At 73.2% G+C, this 14,380-nt stretch carries 13 protein-coding genes; 2 read left to right on the top strand and 11 right to left on the bottom strand.

Annotated features, from left to right (window positions below; all coding sequences use genetic code 11):
- From IEZ12_RS38150 to IEZ12_RS10590, 5 genes are all read right to left on the bottom strand, one after another.
- A partial coding sequence (locus IEZ12_RS38150; RefSeq protein ID WP_229847411.1) for an SAM-dependent methyltransferase occupies positions 1-402 on the bottom strand: 402 nt, incomplete at its 3' end.
- A gap of 243 nt (positions 403-645) precedes the next feature.
- Positions 646-1,077, bottom strand: a complete 432-nt coding sequence (locus IEZ12_RS10605) for a hypothetical protein (RefSeq protein WP_189271771.1) — start codon at positions 1,075-1,077, stop codon at positions 646-648.
- Between the two features lie 157 nt (positions 1,078-1,234).
- Positions 1,235-1,429: a hypothetical protein gene (locus IEZ12_RS10600; protein ID WP_157815458.1), complete on the bottom strand. Its 195-nt coding sequence runs from the start codon at positions 1,427-1,429 to the stop codon at positions 1,235-1,237.
- A gap of 298 nt (positions 1,430-1,727) precedes the next feature.
- Entirely contained in the window at positions 1,728-2,237 is a 510-nt protein-coding gene (locus IEZ12_RS10595; protein WP_189271770.1) for a hypothetical protein, read from the bottom strand.
- A gap of 184 nt (positions 2,238-2,421) precedes the next feature.
- Positions 2,422-3,249: an SDR family oxidoreductase gene (locus IEZ12_RS10590; protein ID WP_189271769.1), complete on the bottom strand. Its 828-nt coding sequence runs from the start codon at positions 3,247-3,249 to the stop codon at positions 2,422-2,424.
- Positions 3,250-3,378: 129 nt separating this feature from the next.
- Here IEZ12_RS10590 and IEZ12_RS10585 point away from each other — a divergent pair, with 129 nt between their 5' ends.
- A complete protein-coding gene (locus tag IEZ12_RS10585; RefSeq protein ID WP_189271768.1) occupies positions 3,379-4,017 on the top strand; it encodes a TetR/AcrR family transcriptional regulator in 639 nt (212 codons plus the stop codon).
- 38 nt (positions 4,018-4,055) lie between these two features.
- Here the strand turns inward: IEZ12_RS10585 and IEZ12_RS10580 are convergent, their stop codons facing one another.
- From IEZ12_RS10580 to IEZ12_RS10555, 6 genes are all read right to left on the bottom strand, one after another.
- Entirely contained in the window at positions 4,056-4,742 is a 687-nt protein-coding gene (locus IEZ12_RS10580; protein WP_189271767.1) for a class F sortase, read from the bottom strand.
- A gap of 78 nt (positions 4,743-4,820) precedes the next feature.
- Positions 4,821-6,668, bottom strand: coding sequence for a CLIPPER-2 domain-containing protein (locus IEZ12_RS10575; protein WP_189271766.1), 1,848 nt, complete (start codon positions 6,666-6,668; stop codon positions 4,821-4,823).
- 189 nt (positions 6,669-6,857) lie between these two features.
- Complete coding sequence (locus tag IEZ12_RS40010) at positions 6,858-8,849, bottom strand: ATP-binding cassette domain-containing protein (RefSeq protein ID WP_268250242.1); 1,992 nt, start codon at positions 8,847-8,849, stop codon at positions 6,858-6,860.
- A 272-nt stretch (positions 8,850-9,121) separates the two neighbouring features.
- Positions 9,122-11,680 (bottom strand): valine--tRNA ligase, encoded by a 2,559-nt coding sequence (gene valS / locus IEZ12_RS10565; RefSeq protein WP_189271765.1) that lies wholly within the window; start codon positions 11,678-11,680, stop codon positions 9,122-9,124.
- Positions 11,681-11,747: 67 nt separating this feature from the next.
- On the bottom strand, positions 11,748-12,548 hold the full coding sequence (locus IEZ12_RS10560) for an outer membrane protein assembly factor BamB family protein (protein ID WP_189271764.1): 801 nt from the start codon (positions 12,546-12,548) through the stop codon (positions 11,748-11,750).
- Positions 12,549-12,628: 80 nt separating this feature from the next.
- Complete coding sequence (locus IEZ12_RS10555) at positions 12,629-13,246, bottom strand: helix-turn-helix domain-containing protein (protein WP_189271763.1); 618 nt, start codon at positions 13,244-13,246, stop codon at positions 12,629-12,631.
- Between the two features lie 140 nt (positions 13,247-13,386).
- Here IEZ12_RS10555 and IEZ12_RS10550 point away from each other — a divergent pair, with 140 nt between their 5' ends.
- Positions 13,387-14,376, top strand: a complete 990-nt coding sequence (locus tag IEZ12_RS10550) for an alpha/beta fold hydrolase (RefSeq protein ID WP_189271762.1) — start codon at positions 13,387-13,389, stop codon at positions 14,374-14,376.
- The last annotated feature ends 4 nt before the right edge of the window (positions 14,377-14,380 follow it).

Genomic DNA, 14,380 nt, shown 5'->3' with positions numbered 1-14,380 from the left:
CGCGGTCCGGGTCATGTCGGTCTTCAACAGGGCGACCTGCGGGTTCTCGTCCAGCAGGAGGCCGCTGTAGGCGTGGACGTGCGGATCGTCGTCGATGTAGACGACCCGGCACGACCCGTCGACGCGCTGGGCGACCTGGTGGACGTTGTTCCGGGTGGGCAGCCCGGAGCCGTGGTCGACGAACTGCCGGATGCCGTAGTCGCGGGCGATGACCTCGACGGCGCGGCACAGGAACGCCCGGTTGTTCAGCGCGAGTTCCCTGGTGCTGGGGGCGATTTTCAGCAGTTGCTCGACGGCGGCGCGGTCGGAGGGGTGATTGAAGCGCCCGCCCAGTAGATGGTCGTACATTCTCGCGGCGGTCGGCCTGCTGACGTCGATCCCGCCCGGTAGTGAATCGGTCACCCGTTCCCCCTTCGAGCCGTCCAAGTGCGGTGACTGCCACCGAATGTGACGACCCGTCATGCTATCGGCCGGGCATGGCGAAGCGGCATCACCCGCCGGGGTGTTGCCTGGCGCAAGCATGGCGAGCCCCGGCGCGGGCCGTGGCGCGCGCCGCGCCGGCGCACCCCCGGGGGGACGGAGTGCGCCGGTGGCGGCGGCCGGGCGGCTTCGGCGCCGGGGCCGCTGTGGGGCCGGGTGTCGGTGTCAGGCGGTGGGGCGGCTCCTCGTTCCGGTGAGCAGGCGGCGGGCGGTGCGCAGTTCGACCTGCAGCTGGGGTTCGCCGAGTCCCATCAGCTCGGCCGCCGCGCCGGTCGGCATCCCCAACTGCTCGTGCAGGAGCGCGGCGTCCGCGGCACGGGCGGGCAGGGTCCGGTGCAGCGCGTCGGCGCCCGGGCGGGCCGAGCGCGCCAGGGCGTCCGCGACCGCCTCGCCCAGCACCCGCCAGGCGAACGCGTCCGGATCGGAGGCCAGCACTGCGGGCCAGCTCAACTCGGTGCGCCGCAGGGCCTGTTGGACGACCCGGCGGCTGAGGTCGGCATCGCCCAGGCGGGCGTGGGCGTACTGCTCGTACGGGTGGTGGCGCAGCTGGACGAACGCCGCGTACCCGAGTGCGGGCGCGGTCCGGTGACCGGACACCGTGACTCCTTCGGCGTCAACTCGGCGGAAAGGAACCGCCGTTCGAGGCGGGGGCGCGGGGCGGCACGGCCCGGCGCGCGGACGGCGCCCCGCGCGCAACGGCGCGCCGGGGCGCAGGGGTCGGCCGGGCGCGACGCCCGGCCGGCCTCCGGATCGATCAGCGCCGGTCGAGCAGCACTCCGCTGACCTGCGCATCCTGCGCGATCCGCAGCAACGCCAGGACCAGCGTCACCCGTTCCCAACCGATCGGCCCCTCACCGGCCGCCGCCCACAGCAGCGCCGGAACCGCCAGCAGTGCGCCCAGCCGCGCGGAGAATCGGACCGCGCGCAGCCGGGGCAATCCCTCACTCAACCTCCACACCCTGCTAGCGTGTGGAGCCATCGACGGCATGATCGCTCGATCCCGAGCGGGTCCTTCAAGCATCTCTCAGAGTCCTTGCTGTGAATGGCCCTTCGTCGTGGTCGGTGTTCGCCTCACCGACCACGACAACCCACCGCACGGTGAGTTCCGGCCTGGACACGGAACGCTACCTCCGGCCCGTCGGTCGATCGCACCAAAACGCCCCTTGTGCAAACGCAGGCAAAAGACCGCCCGGAATGTCGGGCTTGTCCTGCACGGCCGTCAGCGGGCTCGACGGGCTCGGTGGACTTCAGTGGATGAGGCGCAGCACGAGGGTCGAGTCGACGGTGGCCTTCCCGGCCGCGACGCCACAGCCGGTGCCGGTGCTGGTGCCCACGGCGTGGACGGTGTCGCCGGCGAAGCGCGTGCTGTCGGCGGTGACGGCGCCGTCGGCGATCAACGAGGCGGTGCCGTTCGCCGTCACGACCTTGCCCTTGCCGTAGCTGACGGTGGAGGCGGTTCCGTCGTTCCACCGGACGGTGGTGGAAGCGTCCTCGTCGCCGTCGCACTCGGTGTCCGACACGGCGACGGACCGCGCGAAGGTCCCGGCGGCGACGGGCGCGCCGGCGGCGTCCACGCAGGTCGCGGTGCCGGTCATCGCCAGCGTGCCGGAGCCGCGAACCTCGGCCCCGTGACCGTGGAGGACGCACGTCGCGTCGGTGGTGGGCGGCTGGAAGCGGGCCGAGGCGTCGACCATCAGCGGGACGGCGGCGAACAGCGGAGCGGTGGCCAGCAGGGTGCCGCGGAATGCGGTGTTCATGAATGTTCCCCCTGGTGTTCCGGTGCGTGCGGTGGCCGCGTCGCAGGGACAACGACCGCCGGACGCACCGGTTTCCGGCAGTCCACCGGACGGGTGGCGCACTGGGCCGAACGGCGGTACGGCCACGACGCCGGGGCGACGGCGCGGTGGGGCCGCTCCGGAGCGGCCCCACCGCGCCGGATGCTCAGAAGGTCAGCGCGGTGGGCTGGGCGTCCGGGCGCATCGCGGCGTCGGTGCCGCCGTCGACGAACAGGGTGGCTCCGGTGGTGAAACGGGCCTCCGGCCGCAGGAACTGGTGCACCCAGAAGGCGATGTCCTCGGGGCGGCCGAAGACGCCCAGCGGCATCGGGGTGGGGAAGTCGTCGGCGTCCGGCTCCTCGCCCGCGCCGGTGGAGCCGAGCATCAGCGGGGTGATCACCGCGCCCGGGGCGATGACGTTGAGCAGCACGCCTTCGCGGGCCCACGACGGCGTGACCGCCGTCCGGCGCACCCAGCGGGCCAGCGCGAACTTGGAGGTCGCGTAGGCGGAGATGCTCGGCGCGGACTGCCCCAGCTCGGCGGGGAGCGCCGCCTGGGCGGACCGGGCGTGGTCGCGGGCCGCGTCCTCGTCGCCCGCGAGCAGCAGGTCGACCAGCTTCTCGTCGATCATCGGGACGGTGGTTGAGGAGTTGGAGCCGATCACGACGGCGCGCCCCGCCGAGGAGCGGGCGAGCGCCGGGCGCAGGCCCTCCAGCAGGGCGACCGGGCCGAAGTAGTTGATGGAGGCGACCGCGCCGGCGTCCTTCATCGCGGGTCCGACGCCGGCCACCGCGGCCACGCCGTCCAGGAGCCCGCCGGAGGCGTCCAGGATTCCCTGGACGGCGGACCGGCGGCCCTCCGCGGTGCCGAGGTCGGCGGTGATGTCGGCGTCGTGGAGGTCGACGCCGATGACGGTGTGCCCGTTCTCCCGGAGGACGGCGGCGCTGGCGGCGCCCATTCCCGAAGCGGAGCCGGTGACGGCGTAGATACCCATGGTGCGAGCCTTTCGATCACTGTGCGCGGGGGCGCACGGGACTGGCCGGGACGTCCCCTCGAACGTCTGCCAATCGGAGTTCAATCACTGATTGGATGGTAACCCGAGCTCACGTGATGCAATGGCGGCATGCCGGACGAACCAGCCCAGAACCCGACCCAGACCCCCGACCCCGCCACCACCCGGGACCGGCTGCTCGCGGCCGCCGAGCGGCTCTTCCTCCAGCGCGGGGTCGGCCAGGTCTCGGTGCGGGCGATCAACGCGGAGGCCGGACTCAACCCCGGCGCGGTGCACTACCACTTCGGCTCCCGGGACGGCCTGGTCACGGCACTCCTCGGACGCGAGCTGCTCCCGCTCTGGCACGACCGGCTGGAGGCCGCCACCCGGCACCCCGCCACCACCGGGCCGGCGCAGGTCCGGACCCTGGTCACGGCCGTCGCCGAACCCTTCGACGAACTGGTGCGCACCGAGCGCGGCCAAATGCTCTGCCGCCTGCTCGCCCAGACCATGCTGGCCGCCGACCGCCCGCTCAGCAGCTCCCCCTGGGCAGGCACCGCGCCGTTCGAGGTCGTCCTCGGCCGTGCGATGCCCGACCTGACCGTCCACGAGATCACCGACCGCTGGCGGCTCGCCTTCACTGCCCTCCTGGAGACCTACGGCCGCCCCCTCGCCACCGACGCGGCGTCCGCCCCCGTCCCGCCCTTCCCCGAACTCCCCACCGTGGTCGCCTTCCTGACGGCGGGACTGACCGCGCCCCGGCTCGACTGACGGGGAGTCGGCCGGCCCTCTCCGGCCCGGCCCGCGGGTTACGGCGTGTCCTCGTCGGAGGGGGCGAGGTGGGCGGTGATGACGAAGTTGTCGACGGCTGGGGTGTCGTCGGGTTTTTCGAGGCAGGTGAGGACGACCAGGCGGCCGGGGACGTCGGCCCAGATGGTGGTGGCGGTCGGGAGGTCGGTCTTCGGGATGGTGGTGGCCCGGTCGACCAGGTAGTGGGTGCCGCCGGCGTTGATGGTGGCGCCGGGGGCGAGTCTGGAGGCGCCGGTGTCGAGGGCGAAGAGGTAGTTGCCGGGGCCGACTGCGCCCCGGCGGAGGGAGTGCATGGCGATGTAGACGGTGCCGGCCTCGGGGGCGGTGGGGGTGCCGAGGTTGGTGATGCGGTAGGCGGAGGTGAAGCCGGGCGGGACGACCGATCCGTCGACCTCGTTCATGGTCCCCAGGGGCACGTCGAGGCCGACCGAGGGGACGATGAACCGGCCTGCGCCGTCCGGTTCGGCGTCCTGTTCCCGCTGCTGTCCCGGGAGCGGGGCCGCGCCCGGGTCGAGTCGGACGGGCTTGCCGTTCATGTCGACGCCGGCGACCTGTCCGGCGGGTGGCGCCGGTCGGGGGTGGGGGAGGGCGTGGCGGTCGAGCAGTCCGGCGGCGGCGAGCAGCAGGATCAGCGACCCGGCCCGCAGTGACCGACCGGCGGGGGTGTCGCGGTGGTGCACCGTCATGGGCGTTCGGCCTCTCTGCGACAGGTGCGCCCGCCGGCCCGGGAGGGCCGGCGGGCGGTCGGGCGGTGTGCCGGTGGGTCAGGGGCGGCGCCTGCTGCGCAGGAGTGCGGTGGCGGCCAGGACGGCGGCGGTCAGGAGTACCGCAGCGCCGGTGACCGGCCAGGCCAGGGGCGAGGCGATGGTGTCGGCCAGTGAGCCGCCGGTGTTCACCTCCGGGCCCTCGGGACGGTGGCCCGGAGGCCGGGTGGGCTGGTGCGTCGGCCGGTGGGTGGGGGGCGGCGTGGGGCCGGCCGGCGTGATCGGCAGGGAGGTGGTGGCCGGTTCGGAGCTGAAGGTGGCGCCGTCGGGCAGCAGGCCGGAGGCGGTGGCGGTGTTGCGCAGGGATCCGCCGGCGGCGATGTCGGCCTCGGTGACCGTGTAGGTGGCGGTGCAGTGGGTGGAGGCTCCTGCGGCGAGGGTGCCGCCGAGCGGGGTGGGGGCGCAGGTGATCGGGCCGGGGGCGCCGGTGCCGGAGAACCCGGTTTCGGCGATCGTCAGGGCGCCGAACGGCACGTTGCCGGTGTTGTGCACGTCGAAGGCGTAGGTCACGACATCACCGGCCTCGGTGAGTTCGTCGACCGGGCGCCCTTCGGCGTTCGTGGCGGTCGCGGTCTTGGCGAGGGTCAGCCCGGGAGCCGCCGCGTCGACGACGATGGTGTACTCGCGGGTCGAGGTGCCGTCGACGGGGTCGGAGACCTGGACGACGAACGTGTAGCTGCCCGCCGTGGTGGGGGTGCCGGTGATCGTCCCGTCCGGGTTCAGCGTCAGCCCGGGCGGGAAGTCGCCGGAGAGGACGGTCCAGGTGAGGTCCGGGTCGGGGTTCTCGGTGACCGCCTCGACCACGTCGGTGTAGTCGACGCCGACCGTCCCGTTGTGCAGGGACGGGGTGATGATGCAGGGCGGCTGGGTCAGGCCCCCGAACAGGTTCTGGTTCCAGCCGGAGAAGGTGTTGCAGATCAGGGTGGTGGTCGCGGCGGCGCCGGAGTAGCCCGCGATGCCGTAGCCCCAGAAGTCGCGCAGGGGCGGCTGGATGGGCGACCGGGTGATGTCGTTGTACGAGATGGTGATGTTCGTACCGCCGGTGACGTTGATCCCGACGTCGGCGCCGTTCGGGCCGGTGATGCTGTTGTGATCGACCGTCACGTTGTTCGCGGTGAACAGCAGCATCCCGGTGGAGCTGCTCACCGAGTTGTTGGCCGTGTACGTCACCACGGTGTTGTCGGTGAAGGTGCCGCTGGAGTTGAAGTACTGCACCGAGTTCTGCGCGATGTTGCCGGTGATCGGCGGCGCGGGCAGCGGAATGGCCATGTCCGGCGGGCCGAGGGTGGAGCCGGTGACGTTCATGGTCGCGGTGCCGTTGGCGGTCAGGCCGTTCTTCTGGAAGTCCGACACGTGGACGCCGGTGACGGTCACGGTCCGCGGGCCGCCACTGGTGGCGTCCACGTTGATCGCCTGGCCGAAGTTGTAGGTCTGGTGCCGGGTGATCCCGGTGACCGTCACGTTCGACAGCGACCCCGACGCGGACAGGAACCTGATCCCGAAGTACGGGGCGTTCGTCCGGGAATCGGCCGGATCGCGGGGCAGGTAGTCGCCCTGGACGGTCAGGTTCTCGATGTTCATCGTGGTGGCGCCGGCGGCGTTGCCCACCACCGGACCCAGCAGCGGGTCGGCCAGGGAAGGGTCGGTCGCGGTGATCGTGTGGCCGGCGCCGTTCAGGGTGTACCCGTCGGGGACGGTGAGGTTGTCCGTGGTGGTGCAGTCCCCGGTCAGCGTGATCGTCGTGCCGGAAGTGGACGAGGCGGTGCACACGGTGCGGATGTCCACCGTCGCCGCCGAGGCGGGGGTCGCCGTCAGGATCGGCGACCCCGCCACCGCGACGCCGCCCACCGCAGCGACTGTTAACCGGCGGCGCAGGCCGGACCACCGTCCTCGTGGGCGCAGGCGCGCGGGCGCGGCCGTGGTGACTGAGTGTGACGCTCCGATAATCATCATGTGACAACCTCCCCGGGCAGGCTAGGACCATGACAAACCGGGCAGAAGTCGACACACCGGACACTCGGTCACCCGGCGCGTCATTCACCCGGTGGGGTGCGGGTGCTGACCGGGGCGCGGGCGCTGGGCGGGAACGGTGCGGTCGGCCTGGAGGTCGAGGAGTTCGCGGAACAGGCCGTCGCAGTGGGCGAGTTCGTCCCAAGTGCCGGTCTGGACGATGCGGCCCCGGTCGACCACGATCACCCGGTCGGCGAGGCGGGCGTTGGCGAGGTTGTGGGTGACCAGGAGGGTGATCCGGCCGGGGGCGAGGGCGCGCAGGGAGTGCAGGATGCGGTGCTCGGCGCGGGGGTCCAGGTCGGAGGTCGGCTCGTCGAGGATCAGCAGGCCCGGGCGGCGGGCGGTGCGGAAGAACGCGCGGGAGACGGCGCCGCGCTGCCAGCCGCCGCCGGAGAGTTCCGCGCCGCCCTGCCAGCCCTGGGCGAGCAGGGTCCGCCAGCCGGAGCGCAGCCGGGCGACGGTCTCGTCGAAACCGGTCAGGGCAGCGGCGGCGGCGACCGCCGGGGCCGGGTCGCCGTCGTACTGGCCGAGGTGGACGTTCTCCGCCGCCTGCAGCGGCCAGCGGGCGAACTCCTGCGGGACGCGGGCGACTTGACGGAACAGCGCGTCGGCGTCGAGGTCGCCGATCGGGACGCCGTCCCAGCTGATCCGCCCGCCGCCGGGCTGCGGCAGGTACAGGCCGGAGAGCAGCTTCAGGAAGGTCGACTTGCCGGAGCCGTTCTGCCCGATCACCGCCACCACCTCGCCCTGGGTGAGCGTCAGGTCGATGCCGCGCAGCGCCGGTTCCTGCTGCCCGCCCGGGTAGGTGTAGGTCAGGCCGGTGACCTCGATGGTCTTCGGCGGGCCGGGGACGATGCTGCCGCGGGCGATCCGGTGGCCGCCGGCCTCGTCCAGGAAGGTGAAGTAGTCGTCCAGGTAGAGCCCCATCCGGTACAGCCGGGCGCCGTTGCCGACCATGCCCTGCACGCCGCCGGCGGCCGTGCGCAGCGCGAACGTCGCGGAGCCGGCCGCGGCCAGGCCGATCCGGCCGGAGGAGACCAGGTAGAGCAGCGCTCCCCACATCAGCGCCGCCCCGGCGCCGGTGCCCAGCGCGGCGAACAGCGAGGCCCGCGCCGCCTCGCGCCCGGCGCGGTCGGTGACGGTGACGATCCGGGCCTCGGCCTTGCGGTACTTGTCCAGCATGAACGGCAGCACCTGGTCGGAGCGCACCTGGTCGGCCCGACCCTTGTCGATCAGGTACCAGCGGTAGATCCGCAGCGCCTGGCGCTCGTCGCCGGTGGTGATGGCGGCCAGGTAGTGGATGCGAGCGGTGCGTACGGCGGCGACGCCGGTGGGCACCGAACCGAGCAGGAGGAACGGGACGAGCAGCGGGTGCAGGGTGGCCAGCACGCCGGCGGCGGCGAGCAGCGAGACGGCGGAGGCGATCACGTCCTGGGCGGAGGTCAGCAGGTCGGGCGTGGTGGACGCCCCGCGGTCCGCCGCCTCCCACCGCTCGCCGTACTGGGGCTCGTCGTAGGCGGCGAGTTCGGCCGAGCAGCCGGCCTCGATCAGCGCCATGTCGGCCTCCCGGTTGATCCGCGGCGCGACCCGCCCCGACAGCGTCAGCACGGCGATGCCCAGCACCGCCCGGAGCGCGGCGGACCCGGTCAGGACCGCCAACGACGGTGCGGCGTCCCGGAGATGGACGGTGACCGGGCCCGGGCGCAGCAGCGCCGCGAGCGTGCCGGTGGTGGCGTACAGGGCGAGCGCCCCGAAGACGCCGCTCGCCGCCTGGGCGAGCAGCAGCAGGACGGTGGAGCGCCGGTCGGCGCGCCAGGCGAGGTGCAGGGCACGGCGGATCAGCTGCGGCAGGCGGCGCACCATGGTTCCGGTGGAGATGGACCGGCCGACGAGCTGCCGCTTGTCGCCCGGGTGGCGGTAGCGCAACTCCTCGTCGTGCTCGGTCGGTTCGGCGCTCTCCGCCGGTTCCTCGGGCCTGCGGTCGGCCTTCCGGGGCGGGGTCGTGCGGGTCTCGTTCACGTTGCTCCCTGGTGCGACGGCGAAGCGGCAGCGCCGGATGTGCGGGCAGGCCGGAGTGGCGGCGGTGCCGGACGGCGCGCTGCTTCGGGGTGGGGTTGCGGGTGCGCCCCGATCCTGGCAGGGCGGCGTCGGCGTGTCCGGCGTGTCTCGGCCGGTCTCACCCGATCCGGGTAAATCTGTGTCGCGCCCGGCGAGTTGACGTGTGACGACGGCAAAAGAAGACGGCGGTGGCCGCTCCGTTCGGAGCCGCCACCGCCGTTGATCGGTCGGTGCTACAGGACGATTTCGTACCCGAGGTCCTCGGTCTCGGCCGGTTCGAGGATCAGCTCGCCGACCCGGCCCGCGGAGCACACGTCCGGCGCGACCTGCCGCAGCGCGTCCAGCAGGTCCGCCGGGCCCCGAGCGGTCACCTTGGCCACCTGCGCCCGCATCGACAGCTGCGCGCTGCTCTTCGCCCGGCGGACCGCCGTGATGGCGCCGCCCGCGACGTCGAGCAGGGCGGCGTCACCGCCGCGGAGCTCGGCCGGCGCCTCGGCCGGCCACGGGGCGCGGTGCACGGAACCGTCCTGCCACCAGCTCCACGCCTCCTCCGTCGCGAACGGGAGGTACGGCGCGAGCAGCCGCAGCAGCACCGACAGGGCGTACGACAGCGTGGCCCGGGCCGAGGCCGCGCCCGGGTCGTCGCCCTCCCCGTAGGCGCGATTCTTCACCAGCTCGACGTAGTCGTCGCAGAAGACCCAGAAGCACCGCTCGGTGACCTCCAGCGCGCGGGCGTAGTCGTACCCCTCCAGCAGCGCCGTCGCCTCGCCGGTGACCTGGTCGAGCCGGGCGAGCAGGGCCCGGTCGAGCGGCTCGGTCACGGCGGCCCGCGCAGCGGTGTCGAGCCCGAGTCCGAGTCCGAGGACGAACTTCGTCGCGTTGAGGATCTTGATCGCCAGACGGCGGCCGATCTTCATCTGCGCGACCTCGAAGGCGGTGTCCGTGCCCGGCCGGGCCGACACCGCCCAGTACCGCACCGCGTCCGAGCCGTGCTGGTCGAGCAGGTCCAGCGGGGTGACCACGTTCCCCTTCGACTTGGACATCTTCTTGCGGTCCGGATCGAGGATCCAGCCGCTGATCGCGGCGTTGCGCCACGGCAGTTCGTCGTGCTCCAGCTCGGCGCGGACCACGGTGGAGAACAGCCAGGTCCGGATGATCTCGTGCGCCTGCGGGCGCAGATCCATCGGGAAGACGCGCCGGAACAGGTCGTCGTCGAAGCCCCAGCCGCCGGCGATCTGCGGGGTCAGGGACGAGGTCGCCCAGGTGTCCATCACGTCCGGGTCGCCGGTGAAGCCGCCGGGGGCGTCGCGCAGGTCGGCGGTGAACCCCGGCGGGACGTCACTGGTCGGATCGACCGGCAGCATCTCCTCCGGCGGCAGGATCAGCTCGTCCGTCGCGTTGCCCGCCGCGTCGCAGCGGTACCAGATCGGGACGGGCACGCCGAAGTACCGCTGACGGCTGATCAGCCAGTCGCCCGCGAGGCCCTCGACCCACGCCTGGTAGCGGCCGTGCATGTGCTCCGGGTGCCAGGCCAGCTCCCGGCCGCGGGCCAGCAGCCGCTCGCGCAGCTCGGCGTCCCGGCCGCCGTTGCGCAGGTACCACTGGCGGCTGGTGACGATCTCCAAGGGCTTGTCGCCCTTCTCGTAGAACTTCACCATGTGGTTGAAGTGCCGCGGCTCGCCCACCAACGAGCCCTCGGCGCGCAGCAGTTCGAGGATCCGCTCGCGCGCCGTGTGCGGCGTCGCACCGGCCAGCGCCCGGTACGCCGCCGAGGCCTGCTCGCCGTCCAGCGCGGCCGGGGCGTCCGGCAGGAAGCGGCCGTCGCGGCCGAGGACGCTGCGGGTCGGCAGGTCGAGCTCGCGCCACCACACCACGTCGGTGGTGTCGCCGAAGGTGCACACCATCACCAGACCGGTGCCCTTCTCCGGGTCGGCCAGGCGGTGTGCGAGCACCGGCACCTCGACGCCGAAGACCGGCGTGGTCAGCGAAGTCCCGAACAGCGCCCGGTACCGCTCGTCCTCCGGGTGCGCGACGACGGCCACGCACGCCGGGAGCAGCTCGGGCCGGGTGGTCGCGATCTCCAGCGGATCCTCGGAGCCGTCGCGACGGAACAGCAGGTGGTGGTACGCGCTGGGCCGCTCCCGATCCTCCAGCTCGGCCTGGGCGACCGCCGTCCGGAAGGTGACGTCCCACAGGGTCGGCGCCTCCGCCCGGTAGGCCTCGCCGCGCGCGAGATTGCGCAGGAACATCCGCTGCGACACCGCCCGGGCGTTGCCGCCGATCGTCTGGTAGGTGCGCCCCCAGTCGACCGAGAGCCCCAGCCGGCGCCACAGGCTCTCGAAGACCTTCTCGTCCTCGACCGTCAGCTGCTCGCAGAGCTCGATGAAGTTCCGCCGGGAGACCGGGAGTTGCTGCTTGCCCGGAGTCTCCGGCGGGGTGAAGTCCGGCTCGTACGGGAGCGACGGCTCGCACCGCACCCCGAAGTAGTTCTGCACCCGCCGCTCGGTGGGCAGCCCGTTGTCGTCCCACCCCATCGGATAGAAGACCTGCTTGCCCCGCATCCGCTGGAAGCGGGCGATCGCGTCGGTCTGCGTGTAGCTGAACACGTGGCCGACGTGCAGCGAGCCGCTGACCGTGGGCGGCGGGGTGTCGATCGAGTACACCTGTTCACGCGGCGCGGAACGGTCGAATACGTGCACACCCTGCTCGTCCCAGAAGGGGGCCCACTTGGCCTCAAGGCCGTCGAGAGTGGGCTTGTCGGGCACGCCCGGGCGAGGAGAGGTGTTGGTCATGCCAGCAGATGGTAACCGCTCGCCCCGCCGGACAACCACCGCTTAATCGGCGTGCCCTGACCCGTCGTCAACGCCCTTCGGCCAGGTGGGCGGCACCGCCGCGGAGGCTGCGGCGCTGGTTGCGGGCGTCGCGTTCGGAGGCGATCAGGCCGAGCTCCTCGTAGAACCGCGGCGCGGACACGACAGCCCCGGTGCGCAGGGGTGGCTCGTAGGACAGCAGGGCGTCGTGGGTGAGCAGCAACTCCGCGCGAGGGGAGTCGCGTTGGAGGAGCGCGACGCCGGAGGTCCCGCAGCGGACGGCGCAGCGGTCGGCGTCGACGGCGGTGAACAGGTCCTGAAAGTCCGTGTCAGGCAGAGGCTCGGGCAGCTGCCAGGACTGCTGCTCCCGGCCGGTGAGCGGGTCGATCAGCCAGGCCCGGGTTCCGTTGCCGAGCAGGAACCCGCCGGCCCAGGCCACCGGACGGTGCGTGAGGAGGGGGTTCGGCAACTGCCATCGAAGTCGGCCGTCCGCGAGGTCGAAGGCCCGCTGGGCGGTGTAGCCGCGCCAACCTCCGGCCAGGGCAACCCCGTTGGCGACCGCGAGATGCCGAGCCCAGGGCGGCAGCTCGGCCCGCCAGTGGGCGGCGCCCGTGGAGCGGGACAGGCAGTGCAGTACCCCGCCCGGCGAGAGCACCAGGACGCGCGGCCCGACGACCAGCAGCGCGTCCGGCCAATGCCCCACCCGAGTCTCCCACTTGAGGGTCCCGTCGGCCGGATCGAGGCAGACCAGGCGGGTGCGCTCGGGCACCAGGACCGATTCGTCCGTGACCGCCATTTTCGTCGCCGCACCGCGCTGGTGCAGCACCCGCTCCCACAACTCCGTTGCCATGTACGCCTCCTGACACTCGGTCGACGCCGCGTCGGCGTGCGCCCCGGTGGCGAACCGGACAGGATACGTCATCGCCGACGTCAGGACCTCGGGGCCCGGTGGCCGAGGGCCGGGGTGCGCGGTCGTGGGCGCTCTCCCTGCGGCCCGAACATGATCAGGTATTCGACTGGTCCGTCGGATCCGGCGTTCGCGACTCCGTGGGCGGTGCGGGTGTCGAACTCGGCCACCTCGCCGGCGCTCAGGACGAGGTCCTGCTCGCCGAGAGCCAGCCACAGCCGCCCGTACAGGACGCACAGCCACTCGTGGCCGTCGTGCGAGCTCTGCCGGGGCCGCGCCGGCGGTGCGTCGAGCGCGGGCAGGACGTGCTTGTGGGCGTGCAGACCCCCCACGTACGGGGTCAGCGGCAGCACCACCTTGTCGTCGCCGGCGCGCTGCCGCAGCGGGATGCGCGGTGCAGCCGCGGCGGCGGGCGCGGTGCCGGCCAGCTCGTCCAGGGAGGCGCCGTACGCCTTCGCGAGCTGCAGCAGCACCTCCAGGGTGGGCTTGCGCCGACCGGTCTCGATCCGCGACAGCGTGCTCATCGAGATGCCGGTCGCGCGGCTGACGCCGGTGAGCGTGGCGCCGCGCTGCTCGCGGGCGGCCCGCAGCCGCGGGCCCATGGCGGCCAGCGTCTCGGCCGTGCCGTCGTCCATCGTCATCGTCGCGCTCCCTCCGGCCGTGTCGTTGCCACCGCCCTGTCCTGCAAGCTTGCCAGAATGGCAAGAGTGTTCGCGTCGGGCGGTCGCCGCGTCGGAAGATCGGCGGACCACCGCGGCCGCCCGTGAACCGAGGAGAAGCCATGCACCAGCCCGCGCCGTCCGCCGACCTGCGCCACCGCACCATCGAGGCGCCCGCCGGGCGCCTGCACCTGGTCGAGCAGGGCACCGGACCACTGGTCCTGCTCGTCCACGGCTTCCCCGAGTCCTGGTACTCCTGGCGCCGCCAGCTCCCGGCCCTCGCGGCGGCGGGGTACCGGGCCGTGGCGCTCGACGTGCGCGGCTACGGCCGCTCCTCGAAGCCGGCCGGGACGGACGCCTACCGGATGCTCGATCTGGTCGCGGACAACGTCGCCCTGGTGCGCGCCCTGGGCGAGGAGACGGCGGTGGTCGTCGGGCACGACTGGGGAGCCAACATCGCGGCGACCTCCGCGCTGCTCCACCCCGAGGTCTTCCGCGCCGTCGGACTGCTGAGCGTCCCCTACGCGCCGCCCGGCGGCCCCCGCCCCACCGACGTCTTCGCGCGGATGGGCGGCGACCAGGAGTTCTACGTCTCGTACTTCCAGGAGCCCGGCCGGGCCGAAGCGGAGATGGAACCGGACGTCCGGGGCTGGCTCGCGGGCTTCTACGCGGCCATGTCCGCCGACACCATGCCCGCCGACGGCGCGCCCGACCCGCACTTCGTGGCCCGCGCCGGCGGCCGGCTGCGCGACCGCTTCCCCGACGGCCGGCTGCCCGCCTGGCTGACCGAGGACGATCTCGACGTGTACGCCGGGGAGTTCGAGCGCACGGGCCTGACCGGAGCCCTCAACCGCTACCGCGCCATGGACCGCGACTGGGAGGACCTCGCCCCGCACGCCGGCGCTCCGATCGAGCAGCCGTCCCTGTTCGTCGGCGGCGCCCTGGACGCCTCCACGACCTGGATGGCCGAGGCGATCGACGCCTTCCCGGCCACCCTCCCCGGCCTGACCGCCACTCATGTCCTGGACGGCTGCGGGCACTGGACCCAGCAGGAGCGCCCCGACGAGGTGAACCACCTGTTGACCTCCTGGCTCGCGTCCCTCCCCGGCTGAATCG

It is taken from the genome of Kitasatospora griseola (assembly GCF_014648555.1).
Classification (GTDB): Bacteria; Actinomycetota; Actinomycetes; order Streptomycetales; family Streptomycetaceae; genus Kitasatospora; species Kitasatospora griseola.
The sequence above is the reverse complement of the archived record's forward strand: the minus strand, read 5'-3'. Positions and strand labels throughout refer to the sequence as shown.

Coding starts and splice junctions, on each gene's coding strand:
- valS (WP_189271765.1), bottom strand. CDS start 11,680: ATGACCAACACCTCTCCTCGCCCGGGCGTGCCCGACAAGCCCACTCTC.
- IEZ12_RS10595 (WP_189271770.1), bottom strand. CDS start 2,237: ATGAACACCGCATTCCGCGGCACCCTGCTGGCCACCGCTCCGCTGTTC.
- IEZ12_RS10585 (WP_189271768.1), top strand. CDS start 3,379: ATGCCGGACGAACCAGCCCAGAACCCGACCCAGACCCCCGACCCCGCC.
- IEZ12_RS10550 (WP_189271762.1), top strand. CDS start 13,387: ATGCACCAGCCCGCGCCGTCCGCCGACCTGCGCCACCGCACCATCGAG.
- IEZ12_RS10560 (WP_189271764.1), bottom strand. CDS start 12,548: ATGGCAACGGAGTTGTGGGAGCGGGTGCTGCACCAGCGCGGTGCGGCG.
- IEZ12_RS10555 (WP_189271763.1), bottom strand. CDS start 13,246: ATGACGATGGACGACGGCACGGCCGAGACGCTGGCCGCCATGGGCCCG.
- IEZ12_RS10580 (WP_189271767.1), bottom strand. CDS start 4,742: ATGACGGTGCACCACCGCGACACCCCCGCCGGTCGGTCACTGCGGGCC.
- IEZ12_RS10590 (WP_189271769.1), bottom strand. CDS start 3,249: ATGGGTATCTACGCCGTCACCGGCTCCGCTTCGGGAATGGGCGCCGCC.